Origin of the sequence: Glaciihabitans sp. dw_435 (assembly GCF_018449675.1) — a bacterium.
Classification (GTDB): domain Bacteria; phylum Actinomycetota; class Actinomycetes; order Actinomycetales; family Microbacteriaceae; genus Glaciihabitans.
Window position 1 is genome coordinate 56,597 of record NZ_JAAVUZ010000006.1, and the last position, 19,828, is coordinate 76,424.

The following is a 19,828-nucleotide window of genomic DNA, read 5'->3' on the forward strand; positions in this document are numbered from 1 at the left end:
CCGGACCGGGTATTGCCTGCGTCGAACGACAGCACGCCCGTAAGCTGGTTCGCGTGTCACATTCTGCCGAACTCACTCTCCTCAGCCGCCCGGGTTGCCACCTCTGCGACACCGCCCGCGGCGTCGTGACGGAGGTACTCACCGAATATCCCACCGTGGCGATGCGCGAGCTCTCCATCGACGACGATGCCGACCTGCACGACACATACGCCGAGGACATCCCCGTCGTGCTGATCAACGGCAAGGTCCACAACTACTGGCGCATCGACCCGGTGCGCCTGCGCGCGGCGCTCACGAAGGAAACGGCATGATCAAGCACATCGTCACGTGGAAATTGTCGGCGACGGATGACGCGGGCAAACAGTCATCTTTCGACGCCATTGCCGCGGTGCTGCGGCCCCTGGCCGACTCCGTGCCCTCGGTTCGCTCGCTGACGGTCGGGCGCAACGTCGCCTACCCGGACACGAACTGGGACCTGGTGCTCGTGGCCGAGTTTGACGATCTCGCCGGACTCGAGGCCTACCAGGTCAATCCCGATCACAAGGCGGCCGCCGCCGTCGTGCGGGCGAACGTCGAGGCCCGCTCGGGCATCGACTACGAGTTCTGACCCGTCGTTACTTCTTCGAGGTCTTCTTCTTCGCGAGCGCGTCGCGCTCCGCTTCAAGCGAGGCAAGCGTCGTGGCCTCGAGCCCGGGCTGCGTGAGCTCGGCAAACGGACTCGGCTGCGCAGTTTTCTTGTAGACGGCCTCGGCATACTCGTTCGCGGCCTCGCGAACCTCCGCGGATACGCGCTGTGCCTTTTTCAGTGACACTGCGGGGCTACCAACTACGGCTGCGTGCTTCTTCAGGGCCTTCGTGAGGCTCTTGCGGGCGGCGTCAATCTTCTTAGGCATAGGGCATATCTTCCACTATCAAGGTGAACACGCAAGCTGACGGGGTGCAGCCGATAGGCTCGGAGCACTTCCAACGAAGGACGGTCACGATGAGCGCCAATCGCCTAGAAATAGATACGACGGCTGTGCAGAGCCTTGCGCAGAACCTTGCAACTGTTAAATCCGCCCTGGATGGGGCGGCCGATTCGACAGATTCCCTCAGCGGAATGGTCGGTCACGACCACCTCGCGAGCGTGGTGGGAGACTTCTCCGGACAGTGGGATGACCGCCGCAAGGAGTTGATCGACCAGATCGATCACCTGAAGCAGCAGGCGAGCTCCATCGCTGAGGCCTTCGAGTCCCTCGACAACGAGCTTGCCAAAGCCCTGACGGACGAGGGCTGATGTCCGCGCAGTCAGAGATTGCGACCCTTCCCGGAGATCCCGACGGGATCAAGGTCGAAGCGAGCAAGTACACGGCGACGGCCACGGCCGTGCGAAACGCGGCCAACGAGATTCGCCGCCTGGCCACCGACAGCGCCTCCGGTGAGAGCGAGGCGGTCTCCGCCCTCGTCGAGATCTCCGATGACGTCGCCGACCGCCTCGACAAACTCCACGGACGATACGAGACGGCCGGATCGGCGCTCACCACATACGCCACCACTCTTGCCACGGCGCAGACCATGGCGGCAGCCGCGGTTCGCGTGCGCGACAACGCTGTCGAAGATTCGGCGAACGCGACGCGGATGGCCCAGCACTACGAAGACGAAGCCACCGCCGCCACCACGCCAGACGAAAAAGCCGAGGCCGAGCGCATGCAGCGGCATTACACGGAGTCGGACGAGTCCGCGGGAACCGACCTCGCCGGTGCGCTGGCGTCCTACCGCGAGGCCGTTGAGATGCGGGACACCGCCGCGGCGGTCGCCGCCGACCTCATCTCGGCCGCGATCGACAAGGACGGCCTCAACGACAGCCTGTGGGATGACTTCAGCGGGTGGGTCGCCGACCACGCCGAACTTCTCAAGGCCATCAAGGACGTTCTTGGCTGGATCGCCACGGCCCTCGCGTTTGCGAGCCTGATCTTCCCCGTTCTCGCCCCGTTCGCCCTCGCGTTCGCGGGTGCAACCGCGTTGGTCAGTCTTGTGTTGTCGGCCACCGGCCAGCAGTCCTGGATCGAGTTTGGTCTCGACTTCCTCAGCTTCGCGACGATGGGCGTCGGCATGATCGCGGGAAAGGCGCTCAAGGGCACCATGACCGTCCTCAAGTCCACGCGGGTCGGCCGGCTGGCCGCTGCGGGACACCCCAACCCGCTTCGCGCCGTCACCGGCAGCTTCAACGGCGTGCTGCCGAGCAAGGTCGGCCTGCTCAACAAGCTCAGCTGGGCGAAGGAAGTGTTCTCGGCGAAGGGCGTCTTCAACGCATCGGCGATGCGCGTTCTCACCCGCTCACAGACCGGCGCGACCGGCGCTGCGGATGCGGCTCTCGTGCTGCTGGGCAAGTCGCAGTACAGCACGCAGATTATCGCGGCGACGCTCTCGGGCACCGCAGGCAAGATCGACACGGCCCTGGGCTCGGCCGGCAAGGTAGGCGATCTGCTCACCAAGTACGTGCCGGCGGTGCCGACTGCCGTTACCAACGGGCTCGACGGCGTGGGTGACTGGTACGAGGGTGTCGGCGAAAAGGCCACCTGGCGGATCGGCTCGTCGTGGTAACCGCCGCGGAACGCGCCCGCAAGCGTAAGCGCGCCGAAGCAATCACCGACATCGTCTACTGGGTCTCGGCAGCTTTTTACCTCGTCGCATGCCTGCTGCCCCTGATCGTCATCATGATCATCGGGCTCATCGCGGGCACCGTCCCCACGCAGGCCGAGGGCGGGGTGCTCGGCTTCGCCGATGGCTACCCGGCCTTCAACCCGCAGTCCTGGTTGTTGTACGTGCCGGCCCTGGGCGTGTTGTTCCTGTCGATCTGGACGTTCCCCCTTCCCCTGCGCAGCTTCCCGGGCGCGAGCCGCGTCTCCCTCGTCAGCATCACCTTCTTCATGTTCTTCATCGGACTGCTCGTCAGCAGCGCGTTCATGGGTTCCCCCGGCATCGAGAACGAGGGTTTCCCGGCCGTGTTGATCATGCTCCTCGCACTCGTTCTGTTCATCGTTCGGTGGATCCTCGGCGCGCTGCGACTCCTGCCAGCGTCCTGGCGTGAAGCTCCCACCGTTCGCCGTCGGACTCCCAAGAAAGCGGTAACGAATGTCTGATCAGGCCAGGTCTTACGCCGTCATCATCCCGCCGACGTGGGTCATGATCCCGGTGGGCGATGCGTCTGACGCGGCCATCTCGGCACTGCTCGACGAGCGTTTCGCGGGACTCCCGCTCGACAGCTACGGTCCCCGCAAGACGCGCCTCGGCGAATCACTGCGCGACGCCGTCGCCTCTGCCCGCAAGACGGGTGGGCTCGACATCATCCTGCCGACCTCGACGCCGTGGCAGGTGCCGCTGTCGGTGGGCATCGTCATCAGCGAGGTGGGCGCAGCCGGGGCATCCGCTGACGCAGCATCTGCCCTGCTCGCACGCATGCAGAACGAGAGCCCCGGGTCGGCGATCGTGTCGACGAAGGCGGGCAGCGCGCTGCGCGAAATCGTCGACTACGCGGGACTCGCGGATGACACGGAGCTCAGTCGCCTGCGCAGCGTCAACTACAACTGGCCGGTGCCGGGCGCCGATGGCGCCATCCTGGTTGCCGCCTGCACCATGGCGGGCAAGCGCGAGCCGGAATATCAGCCCATTGTCGAGGCTCTCACCGAGCTGTTCGACGTGATGATGGAAACCCTCGTGTGGTCGCGGGTGCCCGAGGAGATTCGATGAAGACCGTCCGCGTGGATTTCGACCAGGATTCGTGGCTGTATGTGCCGGAATCCTGGCCGTGGAACGGGTTCGACGACCTGCAGACCTGGTCGGTCACGGTCTCCGGGCTGCTGGCCGAATTCCACGAGCTCGACGAGACAACCACCGCGTGGCTCGCGGGATCGCTGCGATCGATCGCCCAGGACAGGCCCGAGGCCGAGAGTCGCTTCGTGTACCTCGCGGATCCCGGAAACACGATCTTCTTCGTCAGCCTGCTGCAGAATTCATCGGACGACGAGTTCAGCCTCGAGCAGCTCGTCGCTGCGACCGACACCAACGTCACGCGACCACCCGACGTGCAGCCGATCACCTCGGCGCTGGGCGAGGGGCTGCGTGCCGTGCGATACGTCGATGACGGCAGCGCCGACCACGACATCGTCGCGATCGCGCAGTACGCGTGGCGCTCGGACGGACTCGACGTGGTGCTCGTCGCCGCGAACTTCGACGTGGTGCTTCTCACGCAGATGCTGCCGCTGGTCGACGCCCTCGCGCAGTCGATCACCGTCGTCGACGCGTAGACACAACGCACGCACGAGCGTTAATGGGCGAAGCCGGTCACGCGAACGTGACCGGCTTCGGCGTTTAATCCTGTCTCCGCAGGAGCGTGGGTGACGACTAGGGCAGCAGGCGCGTCGGACCGCGGAAGAGGTAGGTGGCCTCGCGCAGGTTCGGCAGGTGCAGCATCAACATCAGCACGCGGGACAGGCCCATGCCGAATCCACCGTGCGGCGGCACACCGTAGCGGAAGAAGTCGAGGTAGAAGTTGAGCTCCTCGGGGTCGAGACCCTTGTCCTTCGCCTGCTCGATGAGCACGTCCACGCGGTGCTCGCGCTGTGCACCGGTGGAGATCTCCACCCCGTTGAAGATGAGGTCGTAGCTGTTCGTGAGGCTCGAGTCATCCGCATTCCGCATGTGATAAAACGGGCGGATGCTCGAGGCGTAGTCCGTGAGGAACACGAACTCGTGGCCGTAGGTCTCCCGGACGTAGGCCGCGATCTGGCGCTCGCCCTCGGGGTCCATGTCGTCGTCCGCGCGGGGAACCTCGTAGCCGCGCTCGGCGACGATGCGCTTTGCCTCGGCCAGCGGGATGCGCGGGAACGGCAGGCTCGGCACGGTGACTTCGACGTCCCAGAGGGCCTTGATCTCCTCGCCGTGCTTGTCCTTGACCGCCTGGAAACCGGCGACGAGCAGTTCCTCGTGCAGCTTCATGACGTCTTCGTGGCTGTCGATCCAGCTGATCTCGGAGTCGACGCTGGTGAACTCGGTGGCGTGACGGCTGGTGAAGCTCGGGTCGGCGCGGAACGCGGGCCCGACTTCGAAGATCTTGCCGAAGCCGGCGGGCTGCGCCATCTGCTTGAAGAACTGCGGGCTCTGCGCCAGGTACGCCTTGCCGTCGAAGTAGTCGACCTCGAACAGCTCGGCCTTGGACTCGGACGCGCTGGCCATGAGCTTCGGGGTGTGCAGCTCGATGAAGTCGTGCTCGACCCAGTACGTGCGCCAGGCGTGCTCGAGCGTGGTCTGGATGCGGAAGATCAGGGCGTTCTTGGGAACGCGAAGGTCGAGGAAACGCCAGTCCATGCGCTTGTCGACGGCGGAGTCGTCGGCGATGGGGGTCTCGGGGATTGCGGCAGCGGCCACAACGATGCCGTCGAGCTTGATCTCGACACCGCCGAGCTTGACGCGCTCGTCGTGCTTCAGTTCACCGGTCGCGGTGAGGAACGTGCCCTGCGCCAGCGCGGAGATCTCCGCGGCGATCGGGTCTTCTGCCGGCGTGCCGTCCTCGTTAAAGACACGGGGGTGTACGAGCTGCACCGCTCCCGACTCGTCGCGCAGCACAACGAACTGCACCTTCTTCTGATCACGGACGGTGTCGACCCAGCCGGATACGGAAATGGGGCCGTCGGATGCCGCGGCAAGGTTCTTTATAAGGGTGCGTTCAGTCACGATCACCGAGTTTAGTGCGATCCGCCCCGCGGCCAGCGGGGCGCTGGGGCGAAAGTACACTTGACTGCGTGCCAGCTACCCTCCTCCACCTCGTTCGTCACGGCGAGGTCCACAACCCCGAAGGCGTGCTCTACGGCCGCATCCCCGGATTCGGCCTGAGCGATCTGGGCAAAAAGATGGCTGCCGTCTCGGCCGCGTCGCTCGCGGGCAACCCGATCACGCGCCTGTACGCGAGTCCGCTGCAGCGCGCGCAAGAGTCGGCTGCGCCCTGGGCGCAGAACTTCGGACTCGACATCCGCACGGAAGACCGCATCATCGAACCGACCAACAAGTTTGAGGGCGGCACCTTCGAACTGAGCGCCAAGGTGATCTTCAAGCCCCACGCCTGGCCCTGGATCTACAACCCGCTGCGCCCGAGCTGGGGTGAGGCCTACACCTCGATCGCCGCGCGCATGATCGCGGCCATGGACGACGCGTGGGACGAGGCGGACGGTGGCGAGGTTGTCATGGTGAGCCACCAATTGCCGATCTGGATGACCCACCGCTTTGTTATGGGCGAGAAGCTGTACCACGACCCCCGCAAGAGGCGCTGCAGCCTCTCGAGCATTACCACGTTCGAAAAGCGCGGTACCAGCTTCGTCGAAGTTAACTATCAGGATCCTGCGCGAGAGTTGGCGGCGACCGCCATCGATCTGGGAGCCGTGTGAATACTGCGCGCCGTGTACTACCGCTGCGCCCGCGATCGCGCGGGCTCAAGCTGGGCCTCGGGCTCGTGTCATCCGCCATCGCTCTCGTGCTTCTGGCCGGCTGCGCGAACGATCCGCTTGCCGCCCAGTACAAGGACGGCACCGACACCAACTACATCTCCGGTGAGGGTGTCTACAAGGAGTACACGGTCGCCGAGCGCGGCAAGACCGTCGACTTCAAGGGCACAACCGACGCCGGCACGAAGGTGTCGAACGCCGACTACGCCAACAAGGTGACCGTCGTGAACTTCTGGTACGCGGGGTGCCCGCCGTGCCGTCTCGAGGCTCCCGACCTGGAAAAGCTGTCGAAGACGTACGCCGCGAAGGGCGTCAGCTTCCTCGGGGTGAACACCTACGACCAGGCTCCGACGTCCCAGGCGTTCGCCCGCAAGTTCGGCGTCACCTACCCGTCGATCATCGACGCCAACGACGTCGCGGTGCAGTTCGCCTTCTCCGGCTCCGTTCCGCCCAACGCTGTGCCTACCACTCTCGTTCTCGACCGTGAGGGCCGCGTGGCAGCACGCTGGTCCGGCCTCGTCAGCGACCCGTCGATCCTCGCCGCGATGATCGACCGCGTTGTCGGCGAGGAGAGCTAGCTGTGGGGTCCATTCCCGAGATCGTCAACAGTGGCAGTCTCTTCTTCGCGATACCGCTCGCCCTGCTCGCGGGCCTGATTTCCTTCCTGTCGCCGTGCATCCTGCCTCTCGTGCCCGGGTACATGGGCTACATCGGCGGGTTCACGAGTGAGGCCGACCGTCCCCGCCGTGGACGCCTGCTGCTGGGCGTCGCGCTCTTCGTGCTCGGCTTCTCGGTGGTCTTCGTCGGCTTCGGCATCCTGTTCGGCACCGCCGGGCTCATGCTCAAGGCCAACCTCGACCTGATCACCCGCATCGCCGGCGTCATCGTGATCCTGCTTGGGCTCGTCTTCATCGGTCAGTTCACCTTCATGCAGCGCACGTTCCGTCCGAGCTGGCGCACCACCACCGGCCTCGCCGGCGCTCCGCTGCTCGGCCTTGTCTTCGGCCTCGGCTGGACGCCGTGCATCGGCCCGACGCTTGCCGCTGTGTACACGATCGCGCTCAACGGGGGCAGCCCGTGGCGTGGTGCCCTACTCGGCCTCGCGTTCTGCATCGGACTCGGTGTGCCATTCCTGCTCGTCGCGTTCGGGCTGAACTGGGTCACCGGGTCGATCTCCTGGCTCAAGCGCCACATCCGCCTGATCAACATCATCGGCGGCGCAATTCTTATCATCATCGGCATTCTGATGGTGACCGGCCTCTGGCATCTGCTCATGTCCGAGTTTCTCGCGGAGGTGAACAGTGGCTTCTTCCCGGCCCTCTGATCATTTTGATTCCCCGGCGCCCGACAAGGCGATCAACCAGCCCAAGCTGGGGGTGATCGGATACCTGCGCTTCTTCTGGCGCCAGCTCACCAGCATGCGCACCGCGCTGTTCCTGCTGTTGCTGCTCGCGTTCGCTGCCGTTCCCGGATCGCTCGTGCCCCAGGTCACCTCCGACCCCAACGGCGTGATCCAGTACAAGGCGGCCAACCCGGGCCTGTCGAAGGTGCTCGACTTCTTCCAGATCTTCGACACCTACAGCTCGATCTGGTTCTCCGCGATCTACCTGCTGCTGTTCATCTCGCTCATCGGCTGCGTGGTGCCGCGCACCAAGCATCACCTCGAGTCGCTGCGCACCAAGCCGCCGAAGACGCCCGCGCGCCTGGAGCGTCTCACCGGGTTCACCAGCACGGTGGCCGAGCCGCTCGAGGCCGACGAGGTGCAGGACGCCGTGGCATCCGCTCACAAACTCCTCAAGCGCAGCGGCTACCGCACCCGCCTGTTCACCCAGTCCGGACCCGCCGATGGCGCGACCGCGATGTCCGTCAGTGCCGAGCGCGGCTACCTGCGGGAGACCGGCAACCTGGTGTTCCACGGAGCGCTCGTGGGCATTCTGATCGCGGTGGGCTTCGGCTCCGGCTTCAGCTACACCGGCCAGAAGGTCATCGTCGAGGGCCAGTCGTTCACGAACGTGCTCGGCAACTACGACTCGTTCAACCCGGGCCGCTTCTTCAGCGACTCGGAGCTGGTGCCGTACTCGATTCAGCTCGACAAGTTCACCGCCAAGTACGAAGAGACCAACATCAAGGCCTACGGCCAGCCGATCGATTACACGGCGGATGTCACGACCGACGTTCCCGGTGGCGAGGGCAAGTCCACCCAGACCATCAAGGTCAACTCGCCGCTGCGCATCGGTGGAACCGACGCGTACCTGCTCGGTAACGGCTACGCGCCGTGGATCACCGTGCGGGACGGCGAGGGTAACGTCGCGTTCTCGCAGCCGGTGGCCTTCCTGCCGCAGGACGCAAACCTCACGAGCGTCGGCGTCGTGAAGGTGCCCGACGCACTGCCTGAACAGCTCGGGCTGCAGGGCTTCTTCTACCCGACCGTGTGCGACACGACGGTGTGTACGGGAGCGCTCACCTCGGTGCATCCCGATCTCCTCGACCCGACACTGACGCTGCAGGTCTACACGGGCAACCTCGGCCTCGATAAGGGTGTTCCGACCAGCGCCTTCGCGCTCAACACCGACAAGCTGACGGAGGTTGCCGGCACCAAGGCCGCGACCCCCTCGCTGCTGCTGAAGGTCGGCGACACTGTTGACCTTCCCAACGGTCTTGGCAGCGTCACCTTCGACTCGGTCAAGCGCTTCATCTCGCTCGACGTGCACCACGACCCGACGCAGCTCTGGGTGCTCGGCTTCGCGGTTCTCGTGCTCGCCGGCCTGCTGACCGGACTGTTTGTGCCGCGTCGCCGGGTCTGGGTGAAGGCCGTGGAGACCGAGGACGGCGTGCGCTTCGAGTACGCCGGACTTGCCCGTGGCGAGGATCCCGGACTCGAGGCGGCGATAGCTGATATCGCGAAGAAACATTCCCAGCATCTCGGGCTTAAGCTGTCCCGGTGACTGGACAACTTATAACGCTGAGCCTCGTGGCCATTTGGTCGGCGATGGCGGTGTACGCGCTGGCATTCATCGCGTTCACGATCGACCTCGCGCGTCGAACCGCCCCCGCATCCGAGGATGTCGTGGTCCGCTCCGCCGCCGCCGACTCGGCTCTGTCGTACGAGACCATGACCGAAGGGTCATCCTCGTCCGGTCGCGGCTCGACCGCGGTGCTCGAGCGCACCGCCGCCCGGGTCGACGGAACCCTGCGTTCCTCGAAGTGGACCCGCATCGCCATGGCGTTCACCGTCATCGCGTGGATCCTGCACGTCGGTGGCACCGTGCTGCGCGGCCTCGCCGCCGGGCGCGTGCCGTGGGCCAACATGTTCGAGTTCTCGCTGACCGCGACCGCGATCGTGGTGGGTGTCTTCCTTGCCGTGCAGTTCTGGCAGGACCTCAAGTTCCTCGGCGCGTACGTCGTCGCCTTCGCGCTGCTGCTGCTCGGGCTCGCGACCGTCAACTTCTACGTGGACGTCATCCCGCTGCCGCCGGCACTCCAGTCGTACTGGCTCGTCATCCACGTGTTCGTCGCCTCCCTCGGAACCGGGTTCTTCGCCCTGGGCGCAGGTCTCTCGATCGCGCAGCTGCTGCAGGCCGGTGGCTCCAAGCGCCTCAAGTTCCTCGGCACGCTTCCCTCGGCCGTCACGCTCGAGAACATGGCGTACCGCCTGATCGTCGTCGGGTTCGTCTTCTGGACGTTCACGCTCATCGCCGGCGCCATCTGGGCCGAGCACGCCTGGGGTCGCTACTGGGGCTGGGACACCAAAGAGGTCTGGACCTTCATCATCTGGGTCATCTTCGCTGGCTACATCCACGCCCGTGCTACCCGCGGATGGCGCGGCTCGCGCAGCGCATCGCTCGCGATCATCGGTTTCGCCGCGGTCATCTTCAACTTCACGATCGTGAACCTGTTCTTCAAGGGACTGCACGCGTACAGCGGCATCTCGATGTAGTTCTGTTCATCACACAACAACGGCGGTTCGGGATGTCCCGGGCCGCCGTTGTTGCGTTGCCGCGAGGCATCCGCCCTCCGCCGCAGCTGCGACGCTAGGCGGTGACCTGCAGCAGGCGGTGCGTGCGGGCAACCCGGGCCAGCCACCACGCGGTGCGGTCCTCGTCGGCGGCGTAACGGTCGAGCAGTCCGCCGCTCACCGCGACGCGGCGCACGTCGATCTTGCCGTCCCGCGGCAGCAGCGGCTCCTCGGTCACGTCCGCGCCGAGCAGGGCGGCGGTGCCGAGGCCACAGTCGAAGTCGAGCTGGGGGATGCTGGCTGCGAGGTGTGCCCCCATGGAGAGCCCCACCGAGGTATCCAGCGCGCTCGAGACGACGACGGGAAGCCCCGCCTCCGCCACGATCGAGAGCGCCTTCGCGACGCCCCCGAGCGGCTGCGCCTTGATCACCAGGATGTCGGCCGCGCCAGCTCGGGCAACCTCGAGCGGGTCATCCGCTTTCCGCACGCTCTCATCGGCGGCGATCGGGATGCCCATGTACTTCACGCGCGTGCGCACCTCGGCGAGCTCGTCGATGGTGGCGCAGGGCTGCTCGACGTACTCGAGGTCGTATTTGGCGAACGCGTGGATGGCGCGCTCGGCCTCGTCCACCGTCCAGCCGCCGTTGGCGTCGACGCGGATGCGACCGTCGGGTCCGATGAGTTCGCGCACACGGGCGACGCGGGCCGTGTCATCCGCCAGCAGCTGTCCCGGTTCCGCGACCTTGATCTTGACGGTGCGGCACCCGGGGAAGCGCGCGAGGATGCCCTCGACATCGCCGGCGGGCACGGCCGGCATGGTCGCGTTGACGCGGATGTGGGGGCGCCGGCGGGGCGGCAGGTCGTTCCAGCCAAAATCGATGGCGGCCGCCAGCCAGGTGGATGCCTCGGAGTCGTCGTACTCGACGAAGGGGGAAAACTCTGTCCATCCCCGTTCGCCCTCGAAGAGCACGGCCTCCCTGGTGTCGATTCCGCGGAAGCGTGTTGCCATGGGCAGGGAGACCACTCGCGCCGTCGCGAGCAGGTCCGATAGTGGGACTGTCATGTGCCCAGTTTGCCGGACGGACCGCGCGCTGGCACTCTGGGGTTACTGATTCCTGCGGAGGATGGCTATGGCGAACGGCGAACGCGGTATCGAGGCGCTCAAGCCGAACTACACGCCCGGGCGTGGCGACGGCGCCCGCACCCCGCGTGCGATCCGCCAGTCGGCCACCGACCGGGCTCCCCGCAAGAGCTCACCGAAGCCGCCTCGCGGCCCGAAGCCCGCGAAGCCCACGCGGGCCGAGCGCGCCGGACGCCGCACCATCCTCGTCGGGGTGTTTGCCCTTGCGCTTGCCCTCGGCGCCGTCGTGCTGGTGTCCGTCGGCATCAATCTGGCGTACGCCGACGAATTTGCGCAGTCGAGTCGTCTGGCCGTCTTCGCGATCGTCGTGTCGATCGCGGGCTTCCTCGTCGGTGGGGTCGCGGTGATCACCGGTCGCGGACGCTCCTGGGGAGCCGTGGCGATGGGCGTGAGCCTGCTGGCCAACCCGGTGGTGCTCACGCAGCTCATCGGCTGGCTGAGCCACGTCATCCCGACGTAGACCCCCGGGGACCGCGCCGTAGGCTAGTGCCATGACTTCCGCGGTTTCCGACCTGTTCGATCCGACCGTGTGGCGCGAGGTTGCCGGGTTCGAGCAGCTGACCGACATCACGTACCACCAGGACACCGCGGGCCGGGTCGCCCGGGTGGCATTCAACCGGCCGGAAGTGCGTAACGCGTTCCGTCCGCACACGGTGGACGAGCTTTACCGGGCGCTCGACGACGCACGCCAGAACCCGCGGATCGGGGTAGTCCTGCTGACGGGCAATGGCCCGAGCCAGAAGGACGGCGGCTGGGCGTTCTGCAGCGGCGGGGACCAGCGCATCAGGGGGCGTGACGGATACCAGTACGCGGATGGCACGGCACCGACGGGACCGTTCGGCGCAGCGTCATCCGGCCGCCTGCACATCCTTGAGGTGCAGCGACTCATCCGGTTTATGCCGAAGGTCGTCATTGCCGTGATCCCCGGATGGGCGGCCGGCGGCGGGCACTCGCTGCACGTGGTGTGTGACCTGTCGATCGCGAGCGCCGAGCACGGCAAGTTCAAGCAGACCGATGCGGACGTCGGCTCGTTCGACGGAGGCTACGGCAGCGCCTACTTCGCGCGGCAGGTGGGGCAGAAGTTTGCGCGGGAGGTGTTCTTCCTCGCCCGCGAGTACTCGGCGCAGCGCGCGCTCGAGACCGGCGCGATCAACGCCGTGGTGCCGCACGCCGAACTCGAGACCGTCGCGTACGAGTGGGCCAACGAAATTTTGACCAAGAGCCCCACCGCGATCCGCATGCTGAAGTTCGCCTTCAACGCGGTCGATGACGGCATGGTGGGCCAGCAGGTGTTCGCGGGCGAGGCCACGCGCCTTGCCTACGGCACCGACGAGGCCGTCGAGGGGCGCGACTCGTTCCTCGAGAAGCGCGAGCCCGATTGGGCGCCGTTCCCCTGGCAGTTCTGATGGGGGGAGAGGCGTGACCCGCCCGCTCTCCGTCATCGCCGCGGATCCCGCCGCCGTCCTCATCGCCCTGCGCGCTGCCCTCGCCGGGAGCGGCCCCGCCGTCTTTCCCCGGGCGCTCGACGCCTCACCGGTCGTGCCGGGCTCCCTCCCTGCCGAGGTGCCGCGCCGCGTCGCCCTCGTCGTCGAGACCAGCGGCTCCACCGCGAAGCCCAAGCGGGTGGCACACAGCAGTGACGCTCTGCTCGCCAGCGCCGCGGCATCCGATTCCGCGCTCGGCGGCGCCGGACAGTGGCTCCTCGCCCTCCCCGCGCACTACATCGCCGGCCTCAACGTGCTCGTGCGCTCCATCGCCGCGGGTACCGACCCGGTGATCCTCCCGTCGGGACCCTTCGATCCGATCGCCTTCGCCGCTGCCGCCGATCGCATGGACGCACCGCTGCGCTTCACCTCGCTTGTGCCCGCCCAGCTCGGCCAGCTTTTGGGGGCGGATGTCGCGGTGCGCGCCCTGCGGCGGTTCGACCGCATCCTCGTGGGAGGGCAGAGCACGCCGGCCGTCCTGCTCGAGCGCGCGGCAGAGCTCGGGGTGCGCCTCACGCGCACGTACGGCTCGAGCGAGACCGCCGGGGGATGCGTGTACGACGGGGTGCCAATCGGCAACACCGAGGTGCGGATCCACGACGGCCAGGTCGAGCTCGCCGGCAGCGTGCTCGCCGACGGCTACCTCGACGATGACGAGCGCACGGCGCTGGCATTCCCGAGCGAGGCCGGACACCGCTGGTACCGCACCGGTGACACCGGCGAAGTCGTCGACGGGGTGCTCCGTGTCACCGGGCGCCTGGACGACGTGATCATCTCCGGCGGCATCAAGGTGTCGCTTGCCGATATTGAGCGCGAGGTGCGCGCGCTGCCGGGGCAGTCCGACGCCGTGGTCGTGCGCACGCCCAGTGACCGCTGGGGAGAGGTGCCTGTCGTCGTGACAGTGACCCCGCTCGACCTCGCCGACGTGAGGGCGCACCTCGGGGCGATTCTCGGTCCCGCGGCCGCGCCCGCACGAGTCGTGGTTGTGCCGGCCCTTCCGCTGCTGAGCTCGGGCAAGCCCGACCGGCGCGAGCTCGCCCGTCTGGCCGCGCTCCATAGCCGCCACAACTAGAATTCTCTCCGTGGCATCCAAGAAAAAGAACCAGCCCAACCGGCAGATCGCGAAGAAGAACACCCTGCGTCGTCCGGGAGTCAGCCCCAGCGCGCCCGCGGTACGCAAGGCGTCCGCGGCCGACTGGATCTCCGGTGCACGCGTGCGAACCCTGACGCTGGCGATTTCACCGGTGGCCCTCGGCACCGCTGCCGCCTACGTCGACAACCACGACAACGGCTGGCACTGGGTGCGCGCGCTACTGGCGCTCGCCGTCGCCCTCGCGCTGCAGATCGGCGTGAACTACGCCAACGACTACTCCGACGGCATCCGCGGAACCGATGCCGTGCGCGTCGGCCCCGCCCGTCTCACCGGATCCGGCGCCGCCAAGCCCCGCACGGTGCTGACCGTCGCGCTCTCCTTCTTCGGCATCGCGGCCATCGCCGGCATCGCCCTCGTGATCCTGAGCGGTCAGTACTGGCTGCTTGCCGTCGGCGCCGTCGCCATCGTCGCCGCGTACTTCTACACCGGCGGCAAGCGGCCGTACGGCTACAACGCCCTCGGCGAAGTGTTCGTCTTCATCTTCTTCGGCCTCGTCGCCACGGCGGGCACCACCTACACCCAGGTCGGCGACGTCAACTTTGAGAGCTGGGCGACCGGTGTCGCGATCGGTCTCCTGGCCTGTGCCGTGCTGATGGTCAACAACATCCGCGACATCGTTCAGGACAAGCTCGCAGGCAAGCGCACCTTCGCCGTTGTGCTGGGCGACCGCGCATCCCGCATCGTCTACGTCGTGTTCGCGCTGGCGCCGTACCTGATCCTCGGCTTCTTCTCGATCTACTACGAGAACGCCTACCTGGTCTTCTTCACGCTGCTGCTGGCACTGCCGGCCTGCCTGATCACCCTGACCGCGAAGACCGCGCCCGAGTTGATCCTGGCGCTGAAGCTCACGAGCTTCAACGCACTGTTCTTCGGTGTTGGCCTCGCCTGGGCGATCGCCTTCTAGACGCTGCGGTTACTGCCCGCTGTTGTCGAGCGCGTCGTCCTCATCGGAATCCCGGTTCTTGGGTGCGCCGGGGCCGGTGTTGGAGCGGCGCTCGACGATGTTCTGGGTGACGGCGTCGCGCTGCCCGCGGAAGAAGATATACGAGATGCAGAGCCCACCGATGGCGGCGATGATCGCGGCGAGCCAGATCGGCGCCGGCGTGGTCAGCATCACCAGCGCGAGGATCGCTGCGAACAGCACAATTCGAATCAGGCTGTAAGAGATCCAAGGTTTCACTCGCCAAGTGTAGGCGCCCCCGGATCAGCAAGCTGTGAGCGTAATGCGTGTACGGGCGGCACGACGCGTGCGGACGTAGAATCTGTTCATGGCACGTTTGCTCGTGGTGTTGGGCGTCGCGATTGTCGCCTTCACCGTCTTCTCACTAATCGATGTTCTGATGACGGACAAAACGAGATTTCGCGCGCTGAATAAGCCGATCTGGTTCTTCGTCGTACTGATCCTCCCGGCCCTCGGCGGCATTCTCTGGTTCGCTATCGGCAAGGCGCGACGTGGCGCCTCGGGTCCCGCTCGTCAGCTTGCGCCGGACGACGACCCCACCTTCCTTCGCGGACTCGCCCGCGACAAAGACCAGGACGAGCGCATTCGTCGACTCGAGCAGGAACTGTCCGAACTCGACGATGACTCCAAACCCGAGTAGTTCGCCCGCGACCGATTTCGCGGTAGCGCTGCTCGACGAATTCATCGCGCTCGGCGGGCGCGACATGGTGCTGAGCCCGGGCTCGCGATCGCAGGCCCTCGCTATCGCTGCCGCCGGGTTCGAGCGCGCCGGCCTGCTGCGGCTGCGCGTGCGTATCGACGAGCGCAGTGCGGGATTCCTCGCGCTGGGCCTCGCCGTCGAGACGGGCCTTCCCGTCATTGTCGTCACCACTTCCGGCACCGCCGTCGCCAACCTGCACCCCGCCGTGCTGGAAGCCCACCACTCCGGTGTGCCCCTCATCATCGCGACCGCCGACCGTCCGGAAGAACTGCGCCACATCGGCAGCAACCAGACCGCCGAGCAGTCCGGTCTCTTCGGCCCCGCGATCGTCTGGAACTGGGATGTCGGTGCCCCGACCGGTGAGCCTGGAGAAGCGGATGCCGCGGCGGCCGTCATCGGTGACGCCTGGGCGGCCGCGCGCACGGGTCACTCCGGCTTCGCCGGCCCCGTGCACCTCAACCTCGCATTCACCGAACCGCTCTCCGGCGTCGTGACGCTGCCGCGCGGGGGAGCGCCGCGCCCCGTCCCCACGCCCGGGGATGCCGCCGCGGCGGCGATCGATGCCGCCACGGATGACGTCATCGCGCATGCGGTGGGCGAGATCGTGGCCGGGGCAACCGATGAGGCCGGCCGCGAGGCATCCACTCACCGTCTCTCGTACGAACCGGGCACCGTTGTCATCGCCGGGGCCGGAGCGGGCGAGCGCGCCGAGGCCACCGCGCGGGCCCTCGGTGCACCGTTGCTTGCCGAGGTCTCCAGTGGCGCGCATTTCGGGCCCAATCTCGTGGTGATGTACCGCGAACTTCTCAACGCGGCGGAGTTTGGCGCGGCCGTGCGCCGCGTCATCGTGTTCGGGCACCCGACGCTGAGCCGCGAGTTCCCCGCGCTGGTGCAGCGCGCCGACGTCACCGCCTACGTCGTGCGGACGCCGGGAGCGGATGACTACAACCCTGGTCATCGTGTGCAGCACTTCGCCAACGACGTGGTCGTGGAGGGCGAGCCCGACACATCCCGCGAGGCGCGCGCCTGGCTGGGCAGCTGGGTGATGACCTCGCGTGCGCTGCTTGAGCCCGAGGAACCCGACATTGCCGTCGGCCTCTCCAATGCCGACTTCGCCCGCCGCCAGCTCGCGATCGTACGCGAACCGGTGACCCGCCGCATGCTCGCCGAGGCAGTCTGGCGCGCGACCTGGCCGCACGACAGGCTCGTGCTCGGGGCATCCCGCCTCATCCGCGAGGCCGACAGTGTGGTGCCGGGCAAGAAGATCCGCGCGCACGCCAATCGTGGGCTTGCGGGAATCGACGGCACGATCGCCACCGCGCTGGGCATTGCTCTGGCCAGTCAGGCGGAGCCCGGGGACACCGCGGCCGGCACTACCCGCGTGCTGCTCGGCGACCTCGCGGCACTGCATGACGCCGGTTCCCTGCAGCTGGGCGTCGGGGAGATTCGACCGCACATCCAGGTGATCGTCGGCAACGACAACGGAGGCACGATCTTCGACGGCCTCGAGGTGGGCTCGGACGGGCCATCCGTCACCCTCGACCGCGTCATGCTCACGCGGCAGAACATCGACTTTGAGAAGCTCGCCGCCGCCTATGGCTGGGAGTACGCACGCGTCACGAACCGGGGCGAGCTCGATTCGGCGCTGACGGTGTCTGGTCCGCCGATCCTCATCGAGGTTCCGCTCGAGCGCTAGCACTCGACTTGCCGGCGACTCGCTCACCCTGACGACCTCGATGGGTGAGGTCGACTTCCGGCGGATGTAGCCGAAAGACGTGGTTATTTGTCGGGTATCCCGATAGGTTGCTGGCTGTGACCGAGACCCGAGAATCCGTGCCCCTGAGCAAGAACTCCGGACGATCCGTGGCGTTCGCCATCTTCATCGTCATCGCGAACCTGCTGATCAACGCGATCACCGATGCGTTTCTCGGCACCACCCCGTCGGAAGGCGAAGCCTGGGCCTGGGTGATCATTCACCTCGTTGTGGTGGTCGTACTGGGATTCTTCGCCATCCGGTTCGGTGCTGTCGCGCTGCGGGAGACGGCCGGCGGGCGGATGCGCGGCCGCGGCCTGGCGATCACGGGCATTGTGCTCGGCAGTGTGCTGGTGCTGTTCACCCTGGTCGCGACCCTCGTGCAGGTCATCGCCGCGTACATGTTCTAGCTCTCGCCAGCAGGACCAAAGTCATATAGCCAAGTTATATAGCATGGCTATATACTTATGGAGTGCCCAGCGAACTCAGTTCCACCCTCAGCCGTCTGGTGAGCGTGACCACCCGGCTCACCCGTATCGCTGCGCAGTCCGCGGGCGAAACGACGTCCCCGGCGATGTGGCGCACGATCGGTGTGCTGCAGGCGGATGGCGCGCTTCGCCTCGGTGAGCTCGCGGCCGCCAGCCGCGTGAGCCAGCCGACGATGACCAACATCGTCGCGCGGCTGCTCGAGCTCGGCTGGGTCGACCGTGCCCACGATTCATCCGACGCTCGCGCCTGGGTCATTGCCCGCACGCCCGCCGGTGACGCCGCGCTCGCCGATTGGCGAGAGCGCATCGGCGCGGCCATCGAGCCGCTGTTCGCCGACCTGAGTTCGCAGCAACGGGACATCCTGTCCGCGGCCGTCGACATCGTCGCCTGCCGCGTCACCCCTGACTCCATTACCCCCAGAGAGAAGATCGACAAGTCATGACCTCCACCACTTCGAAACCCGCCTCGGCAGCCGCGCACGGCCACGGTGGCGGCGGATCGATCCTGCGCCAGCCCAAGGCGGTGTGGGCGGTCGCCTCGGCGTCCGTCATCGCCTTCATGGGCATCGGCCTGGTCGACCCCATCCTCCCGGCGATCTCCAAGGAGCTGGAGGCCACGCAGAGCGAGACCTCCCTGCTCTTCACGAGCTACCTGGTGATCACCGGCCTCGCGATGTTCATCACGAGCTTCGTGTCGAGCCGCATTGGTGCCAAGAAGACGCTGATGATCGGTCTCGGTCTCATTGTCGTCTTCGCCGCGCTCGCCGGCCTCGGCTGGAACGTGGAGGCCGTCATCGGCTTCCGTGCCGGCTGGGGACTCGGAAACGCGTTCTTCATCTCGACCGCGCTCGCGACCATCGTGGGTGCGGCCAGTGGCGGGGCATCCTCGGCGATCGTCCTGTATGAGGCTGCGCTGGGCCTCGGCATCGCGATCGGACCCCTGCTCGGTGGACTGCTCGGCTCCATCAGCTGGCGCGGACCCTTCTTTGGCACGGCAGTGCTGATGGCGATCGGCTTCATCGCGATCATGGTCATGCTCATGGGCGACGACAAGGCGACCCGGGTCAAGACTCCACTCTCGGCGCCGTTCCGCGCGCTGGCCGTGCCGTCCATCCTGACCCTCGGTATCACCGCGTTGTTCTACAACATTGGCTTCTTCACCCTGCTCGCCTACACGCCGTTCCCGCTCGGGCTCACGGCTCTCGGCCTCGGATTCGTGTTCTTCGGCTGGGGACTGGGCGTCGCCATCACGTCGGTGTTCGTCGCGCCGGTGCTGACCCGGTTCCTGCCGCGCACCCGCGTGCTGTGGATCATCCTGCTGCTGCTCGCCATTGACCTCGCGGTGGGCGGTCTGGTGATCGACTCGACGCTCGGCCTGATCCTCGTGATCATCGTCGGCGGTCTGCTGCTGGGAATCGTCAACACGGTGCTGACCGAGGCAGTCATGGCCGCGAGCGACCTGCCACGCACGGTCGCCTCCTCCGCGTACTCCGCGGTGCGCTTCCTCGGTGGAGCAATCGCCCCGCCCGCCGCATCCGCGATCGCCGTCGCCGCCCACTCCGCCGGGGTGCCGATGTACTACGCCGCCGGTTCCGTCGTCATCGCCGCGATCGTCGTGATTCTCGGGCACAAGGTGCTCGCCCGGGTCAATGGCGTCGAGGAAAGCCAGGTCGTCGAGGCCGAGGCGATCACCCTCGGAGAGTAGGAGCAGGCGAGG

The 19,828-nt window shown here is 66.8% G+C and carries 25 protein-coding genes; 21 read left to right on the forward strand and 4 right to left on the reverse strand.

Translation table 11 applies throughout. From position 1 onward, the window contains the following. The first annotated feature begins 53 nt into the window (after window positions 1-53). Both HB677_RS09900 and HB677_RS09905 read left to right on the forward strand, forming a co-directional pair. Window positions 54-311, forward strand: a complete 258-nt coding sequence (locus tag HB677_RS09900; RefSeq protein ID WP_213815543.1) for a glutaredoxin family protein — start codon at window positions 54-56, stop codon at window positions 309-311. Beyond that, window positions 308-607 carry a Dabb family protein gene (locus tag HB677_RS09905; protein WP_213815544.1) on the forward strand — a complete coding sequence of 100 codons (300 nt, stop codon included), beginning with the start codon at window positions 308-310 and terminating at the stop codon, window positions 605-607. Before HB677_RS09900 ends, HB677_RS09905 begins: the two co-directional genes overlap by 4 nt. A gap of 7 nt (window positions 608-614) precedes the next feature. On the opposite strand, the gene HB677_RS09910 is transcribed toward HB677_RS09905, so the two are convergent. After that, window positions 615-893, reverse strand: a complete 279-nt coding sequence (locus tag HB677_RS09910) for a hypothetical protein (RefSeq protein ID WP_213815545.1) — start codon at window positions 891-893, stop codon at window positions 615-617. 89 nt (window positions 894-982) lie between these two features. Here HB677_RS09910 and HB677_RS09915 point away from each other — a divergent pair, with 89 nt between their 5' ends. Genes HB677_RS09915 through HB677_RS09935 form a run of 5 tightly spaced genes read left to right on the forward strand, consistent with a single transcriptional unit; the run spans window position 983 to window position 4,286 of the window. Beyond that, window positions 983-1,276 carry a hypothetical protein gene (locus tag HB677_RS09915; protein WP_213815546.1) on the forward strand — a complete coding sequence of 98 codons (294 nt, stop codon included), beginning with the start codon at window positions 983-985 and terminating at the stop codon, window positions 1,274-1,276. Beyond that, window positions 1,276-2,583: a hypothetical protein gene (locus HB677_RS09920; RefSeq protein ID WP_213815547.1), complete on the forward strand. Its 1,308-nt coding sequence runs from the start codon at window positions 1,276-1,278 to the stop codon at window positions 2,581-2,583. The genes HB677_RS09915 and HB677_RS09920 overlap by 1 nt, the downstream gene beginning before the upstream one ends. Continuing rightward, window positions 2,577-3,122, forward strand: a complete 546-nt coding sequence (locus HB677_RS09925) for a hypothetical protein (RefSeq protein ID WP_213815548.1) — start codon at window positions 2,577-2,579, stop codon at window positions 3,120-3,122. Before HB677_RS09920 ends, HB677_RS09925 begins: the two co-directional genes overlap by 7 nt. Next, window positions 3,115-3,729 carry a hypothetical protein gene (locus HB677_RS09930; RefSeq protein ID WP_213815549.1) on the forward strand — a complete coding sequence of 205 codons (615 nt, stop codon included), beginning with the start codon at window positions 3,115-3,117 and terminating at the stop codon, window positions 3,727-3,729. The genes HB677_RS09925 and HB677_RS09930 overlap by 8 nt, the downstream gene beginning before the upstream one ends. Continuing rightward, on the forward strand, window positions 3,726-4,286 hold the full coding sequence (locus HB677_RS09935; protein ID WP_213815550.1) for a hypothetical protein: 561 nt from the start codon (window positions 3,726-3,728) through the stop codon (window positions 4,284-4,286). The genes HB677_RS09930 and HB677_RS09935 overlap by 4 nt, the downstream gene beginning before the upstream one ends. A gap of 97 nt (window positions 4,287-4,383) precedes the next feature. On the opposite strand, the gene aspS is transcribed toward HB677_RS09935, so the two are convergent. Continuing rightward, window positions 4,384-5,712 (reverse strand): aspartate--tRNA(Asn) ligase, encoded by a 1,329-nt coding sequence (gene aspS / locus HB677_RS09940; protein WP_213815551.1) that lies wholly within the window; start codon window positions 5,710-5,712, stop codon window positions 4,384-4,386. Window positions 5,713-5,780: 68 nt separating this feature from the next. Between aspS and HB677_RS09945 the strand changes: the two genes are divergently transcribed. Genes HB677_RS09945 through ccsB form a run of 5 tightly spaced genes read left to right on the forward strand, consistent with a single transcriptional unit; the run spans window position 5,781 to window position 10,413 of the window. Beyond that, window positions 5,781-6,419, forward strand: coding sequence for a histidine phosphatase family protein (locus HB677_RS09945; protein ID WP_213815552.1), 639 nt, complete (start codon window positions 5,781-5,783; stop codon window positions 6,417-6,419). Next, window positions 6,416-7,054, forward strand: coding sequence for a TlpA disulfide reductase family protein (locus HB677_RS09950; protein ID WP_307852550.1), 639 nt, complete (start codon window positions 6,416-6,418; stop codon window positions 7,052-7,054). The genes HB677_RS09945 and HB677_RS09950 overlap by 4 nt, the downstream gene beginning before the upstream one ends. A gap of 2 nt (window positions 7,055-7,056) precedes the next feature. Next, window positions 7,057-7,800, forward strand: a complete 744-nt coding sequence (locus HB677_RS09955) for a cytochrome c biogenesis CcdA family protein (protein WP_374193810.1) — start codon at window positions 7,057-7,059, stop codon at window positions 7,798-7,800. Further along, on the forward strand, window positions 7,778-9,421 hold the full coding sequence (locus HB677_RS09960; RefSeq protein WP_213815553.1) for a cytochrome c biogenesis protein ResB: 1,644 nt from the start codon (window positions 7,778-7,780) through the stop codon (window positions 9,419-9,421). Before HB677_RS09955 ends, HB677_RS09960 begins: the two co-directional genes overlap by 23 nt. After that, on the forward strand, window positions 9,418-10,413 hold the full coding sequence (gene ccsB / locus HB677_RS09965; protein WP_307852551.1) for a c-type cytochrome biogenesis protein CcsB: 996 nt from the start codon (window positions 9,418-9,420) through the stop codon (window positions 10,411-10,413). Before HB677_RS09960 ends, ccsB begins: the two co-directional genes overlap by 4 nt. 94 nt (window positions 10,414-10,507) lie before the next feature. Here ccsB and HB677_RS09970 read toward each other — a convergent pair whose 3' ends face one another. After that, a complete protein-coding gene (locus HB677_RS09970) occupies window positions 10,508-11,494 on the reverse strand; it encodes an o-succinylbenzoate synthase (RefSeq protein ID WP_213815554.1) in 987 nt (328 codons plus the stop codon). A 67-nt stretch (window positions 11,495-11,561) separates the two neighbouring features. Here HB677_RS09970 and HB677_RS09975 point away from each other — a divergent pair, with 67 nt between their 5' ends. From HB677_RS09975 to HB677_RS09990, 4 genes are read left to right on the forward strand one after another with little or no spacing between them, the layout of a single operon-like run. Next, complete coding sequence (locus HB677_RS09975; RefSeq protein WP_213815555.1) at window positions 11,562-12,032, forward strand: hypothetical protein; 471 nt, start codon at window positions 11,562-11,564, stop codon at window positions 12,030-12,032. 31 nt (window positions 12,033-12,063) lie between these two features. Beyond that, on the forward strand, window positions 12,064-12,978 hold the full coding sequence (locus HB677_RS09980) for a 1,4-dihydroxy-2-naphthoyl-CoA synthase (RefSeq protein WP_213815556.1): 915 nt from the start codon (window positions 12,064-12,066) through the stop codon (window positions 12,976-12,978). A gap of 13 nt (window positions 12,979-12,991) precedes the next feature. After that, complete coding sequence (locus HB677_RS09985; RefSeq protein ID WP_213815557.1) at window positions 12,992-14,128, forward strand: AMP-binding protein; 1,137 nt, start codon at window positions 12,992-12,994, stop codon at window positions 14,126-14,128. Window positions 14,129-14,138: 10 nt separating this feature from the next. Then, window positions 14,139-15,113, forward strand: coding sequence for a 1,4-dihydroxy-2-naphthoate polyprenyltransferase (locus tag HB677_RS09990; protein WP_213815558.1), 975 nt, complete (start codon window positions 14,139-14,141; stop codon window positions 15,111-15,113). A 9-nt stretch (window positions 15,114-15,122) separates the two neighbouring features. Here the strand turns inward: HB677_RS09990 and HB677_RS09995 are convergent, their stop codons facing one another. After that, the gene (locus HB677_RS09995; RefSeq protein ID WP_213815559.1) at window positions 15,123-15,389 is read right to left on the reverse strand and encodes a DUF4229 domain-containing protein; all 267 of its coding nucleotides are present in this window, start codon (window positions 15,387-15,389) and stop codon (window positions 15,123-15,125) included. Between the two features lie 88 nt (window positions 15,390-15,477). Between HB677_RS09995 and HB677_RS10000 the strand changes: the two genes are divergently transcribed. The 5 genes from HB677_RS10000 (at window position 15,478) to HB677_RS10020 (ending at window position 19,816) form a co-directional block, all read left to right on the forward strand. Further along, the gene (locus HB677_RS10000; protein WP_213815560.1) at window positions 15,478-15,810 is read left to right on the forward strand and encodes a PLD nuclease N-terminal domain-containing protein; all 333 of its coding nucleotides are present in this window, start codon (window positions 15,478-15,480) and stop codon (window positions 15,808-15,810) included. Then, entirely contained in the window at window positions 15,791-17,566 is a 1,776-nt protein-coding gene (gene menD, locus HB677_RS10005; RefSeq protein ID WP_213815561.1) for a 2-succinyl-5-enolpyruvyl-6-hydroxy-3-cyclohexene-1-carboxylic-acid synthase, read from the forward strand. The genes HB677_RS10000 and menD overlap by 20 nt, the downstream gene beginning before the upstream one ends. Window positions 17,567-17,682: 116 nt before the next feature. Then, window positions 17,683-18,033 (forward strand): DUF4190 domain-containing protein, encoded by a 351-nt coding sequence (locus tag HB677_RS10010; protein ID WP_213815562.1) that lies wholly within the window; start codon window positions 17,683-17,685, stop codon window positions 18,031-18,033. A 62-nt stretch (window positions 18,034-18,095) separates the two neighbouring features. Beyond that, window positions 18,096-18,554, forward strand: a complete 459-nt coding sequence (locus HB677_RS10015) for a MarR family winged helix-turn-helix transcriptional regulator (protein WP_307852552.1) — start codon at window positions 18,096-18,098, stop codon at window positions 18,552-18,554. Next, window positions 18,551-19,816 carry an MFS transporter gene (locus HB677_RS10020; RefSeq protein ID WP_213815563.1) on the forward strand — a complete coding sequence of 422 codons (1,266 nt, stop codon included), beginning with the start codon at window positions 18,551-18,553 and terminating at the stop codon, window positions 19,814-19,816. The genes HB677_RS10015 and HB677_RS10020 overlap by 4 nt, the downstream gene beginning before the upstream one ends. Window positions 19,817-19,828 lie beyond the last annotated feature (12 nt).

Excerpts from the sequence above, each read along its gene's own strand:
- HB677_RS09905 (WP_213815544.1), top strand. The coding sequence starts at position 308 with ATGATCAAGCACATCGTCACGTGGAAATTGTCGGCGACGGATGACGCG.
- HB677_RS09910 (WP_213815545.1), bottom strand. The coding sequence starts at position 893 with ATGCCTAAGAAGATTGACGCCGCCCGCAAGAGCCTCACGAAGGCCCTG.
- HB677_RS09915 (WP_213815546.1), top strand. The coding sequence starts at position 983 with ATGAGCGCCAATCGCCTAGAAATAGATACGACGGCTGTGCAGAGCCTT.
- HB677_RS09920 (WP_213815547.1), top strand. The coding sequence starts at position 1,276 with ATGTCCGCGCAGTCAGAGATTGCGACCCTTCCCGGAGATCCCGACGGG.
- HB677_RS09930 (WP_213815549.1), top strand. The coding sequence starts at position 3,115 with ATGTCTGATCAGGCCAGGTCTTACGCCGTCATCATCCCGCCGACGTGG.
- HB677_RS09935 (WP_213815550.1), top strand. The coding sequence starts at position 3,726 with ATGAAGACCGTCCGCGTGGATTTCGACCAGGATTCGTGGCTGTATGTG.
- HB677_RS09970 (WP_213815554.1), bottom strand. The coding sequence starts at position 11,494 with ATGACAGTCCCACTATCGGACCTGCTCGCGACGGCGCGAGTGGTCTCC.
- HB677_RS09975 (WP_213815555.1), top strand. The coding sequence starts at position 11,562 with ATGGCGAACGGCGAACGCGGTATCGAGGCGCTCAAGCCGAACTACACG.
- HB677_RS09980 (WP_213815556.1), top strand. The coding sequence starts at position 12,064 with ATGACTTCCGCGGTTTCCGACCTGTTCGATCCGACCGTGTGGCGCGAG.
- HB677_RS10000 (WP_213815560.1), top strand. The coding sequence starts at position 15,478 with ATGGCACGTTTGCTCGTGGTGTTGGGCGTCGCGATTGTCGCCTTCACC.
- menD (WP_213815561.1), top strand. The coding sequence starts at position 15,791 with ATGACTCCAAACCCGAGTAGTTCGCCCGCGACCGATTTCGCGGTAGCG.
- HB677_RS10020 (WP_213815563.1), top strand. The coding sequence starts at position 18,551 with ATGACCTCCACCACTTCGAAACCCGCCTCGGCAGCCGCGCACGGCCAC.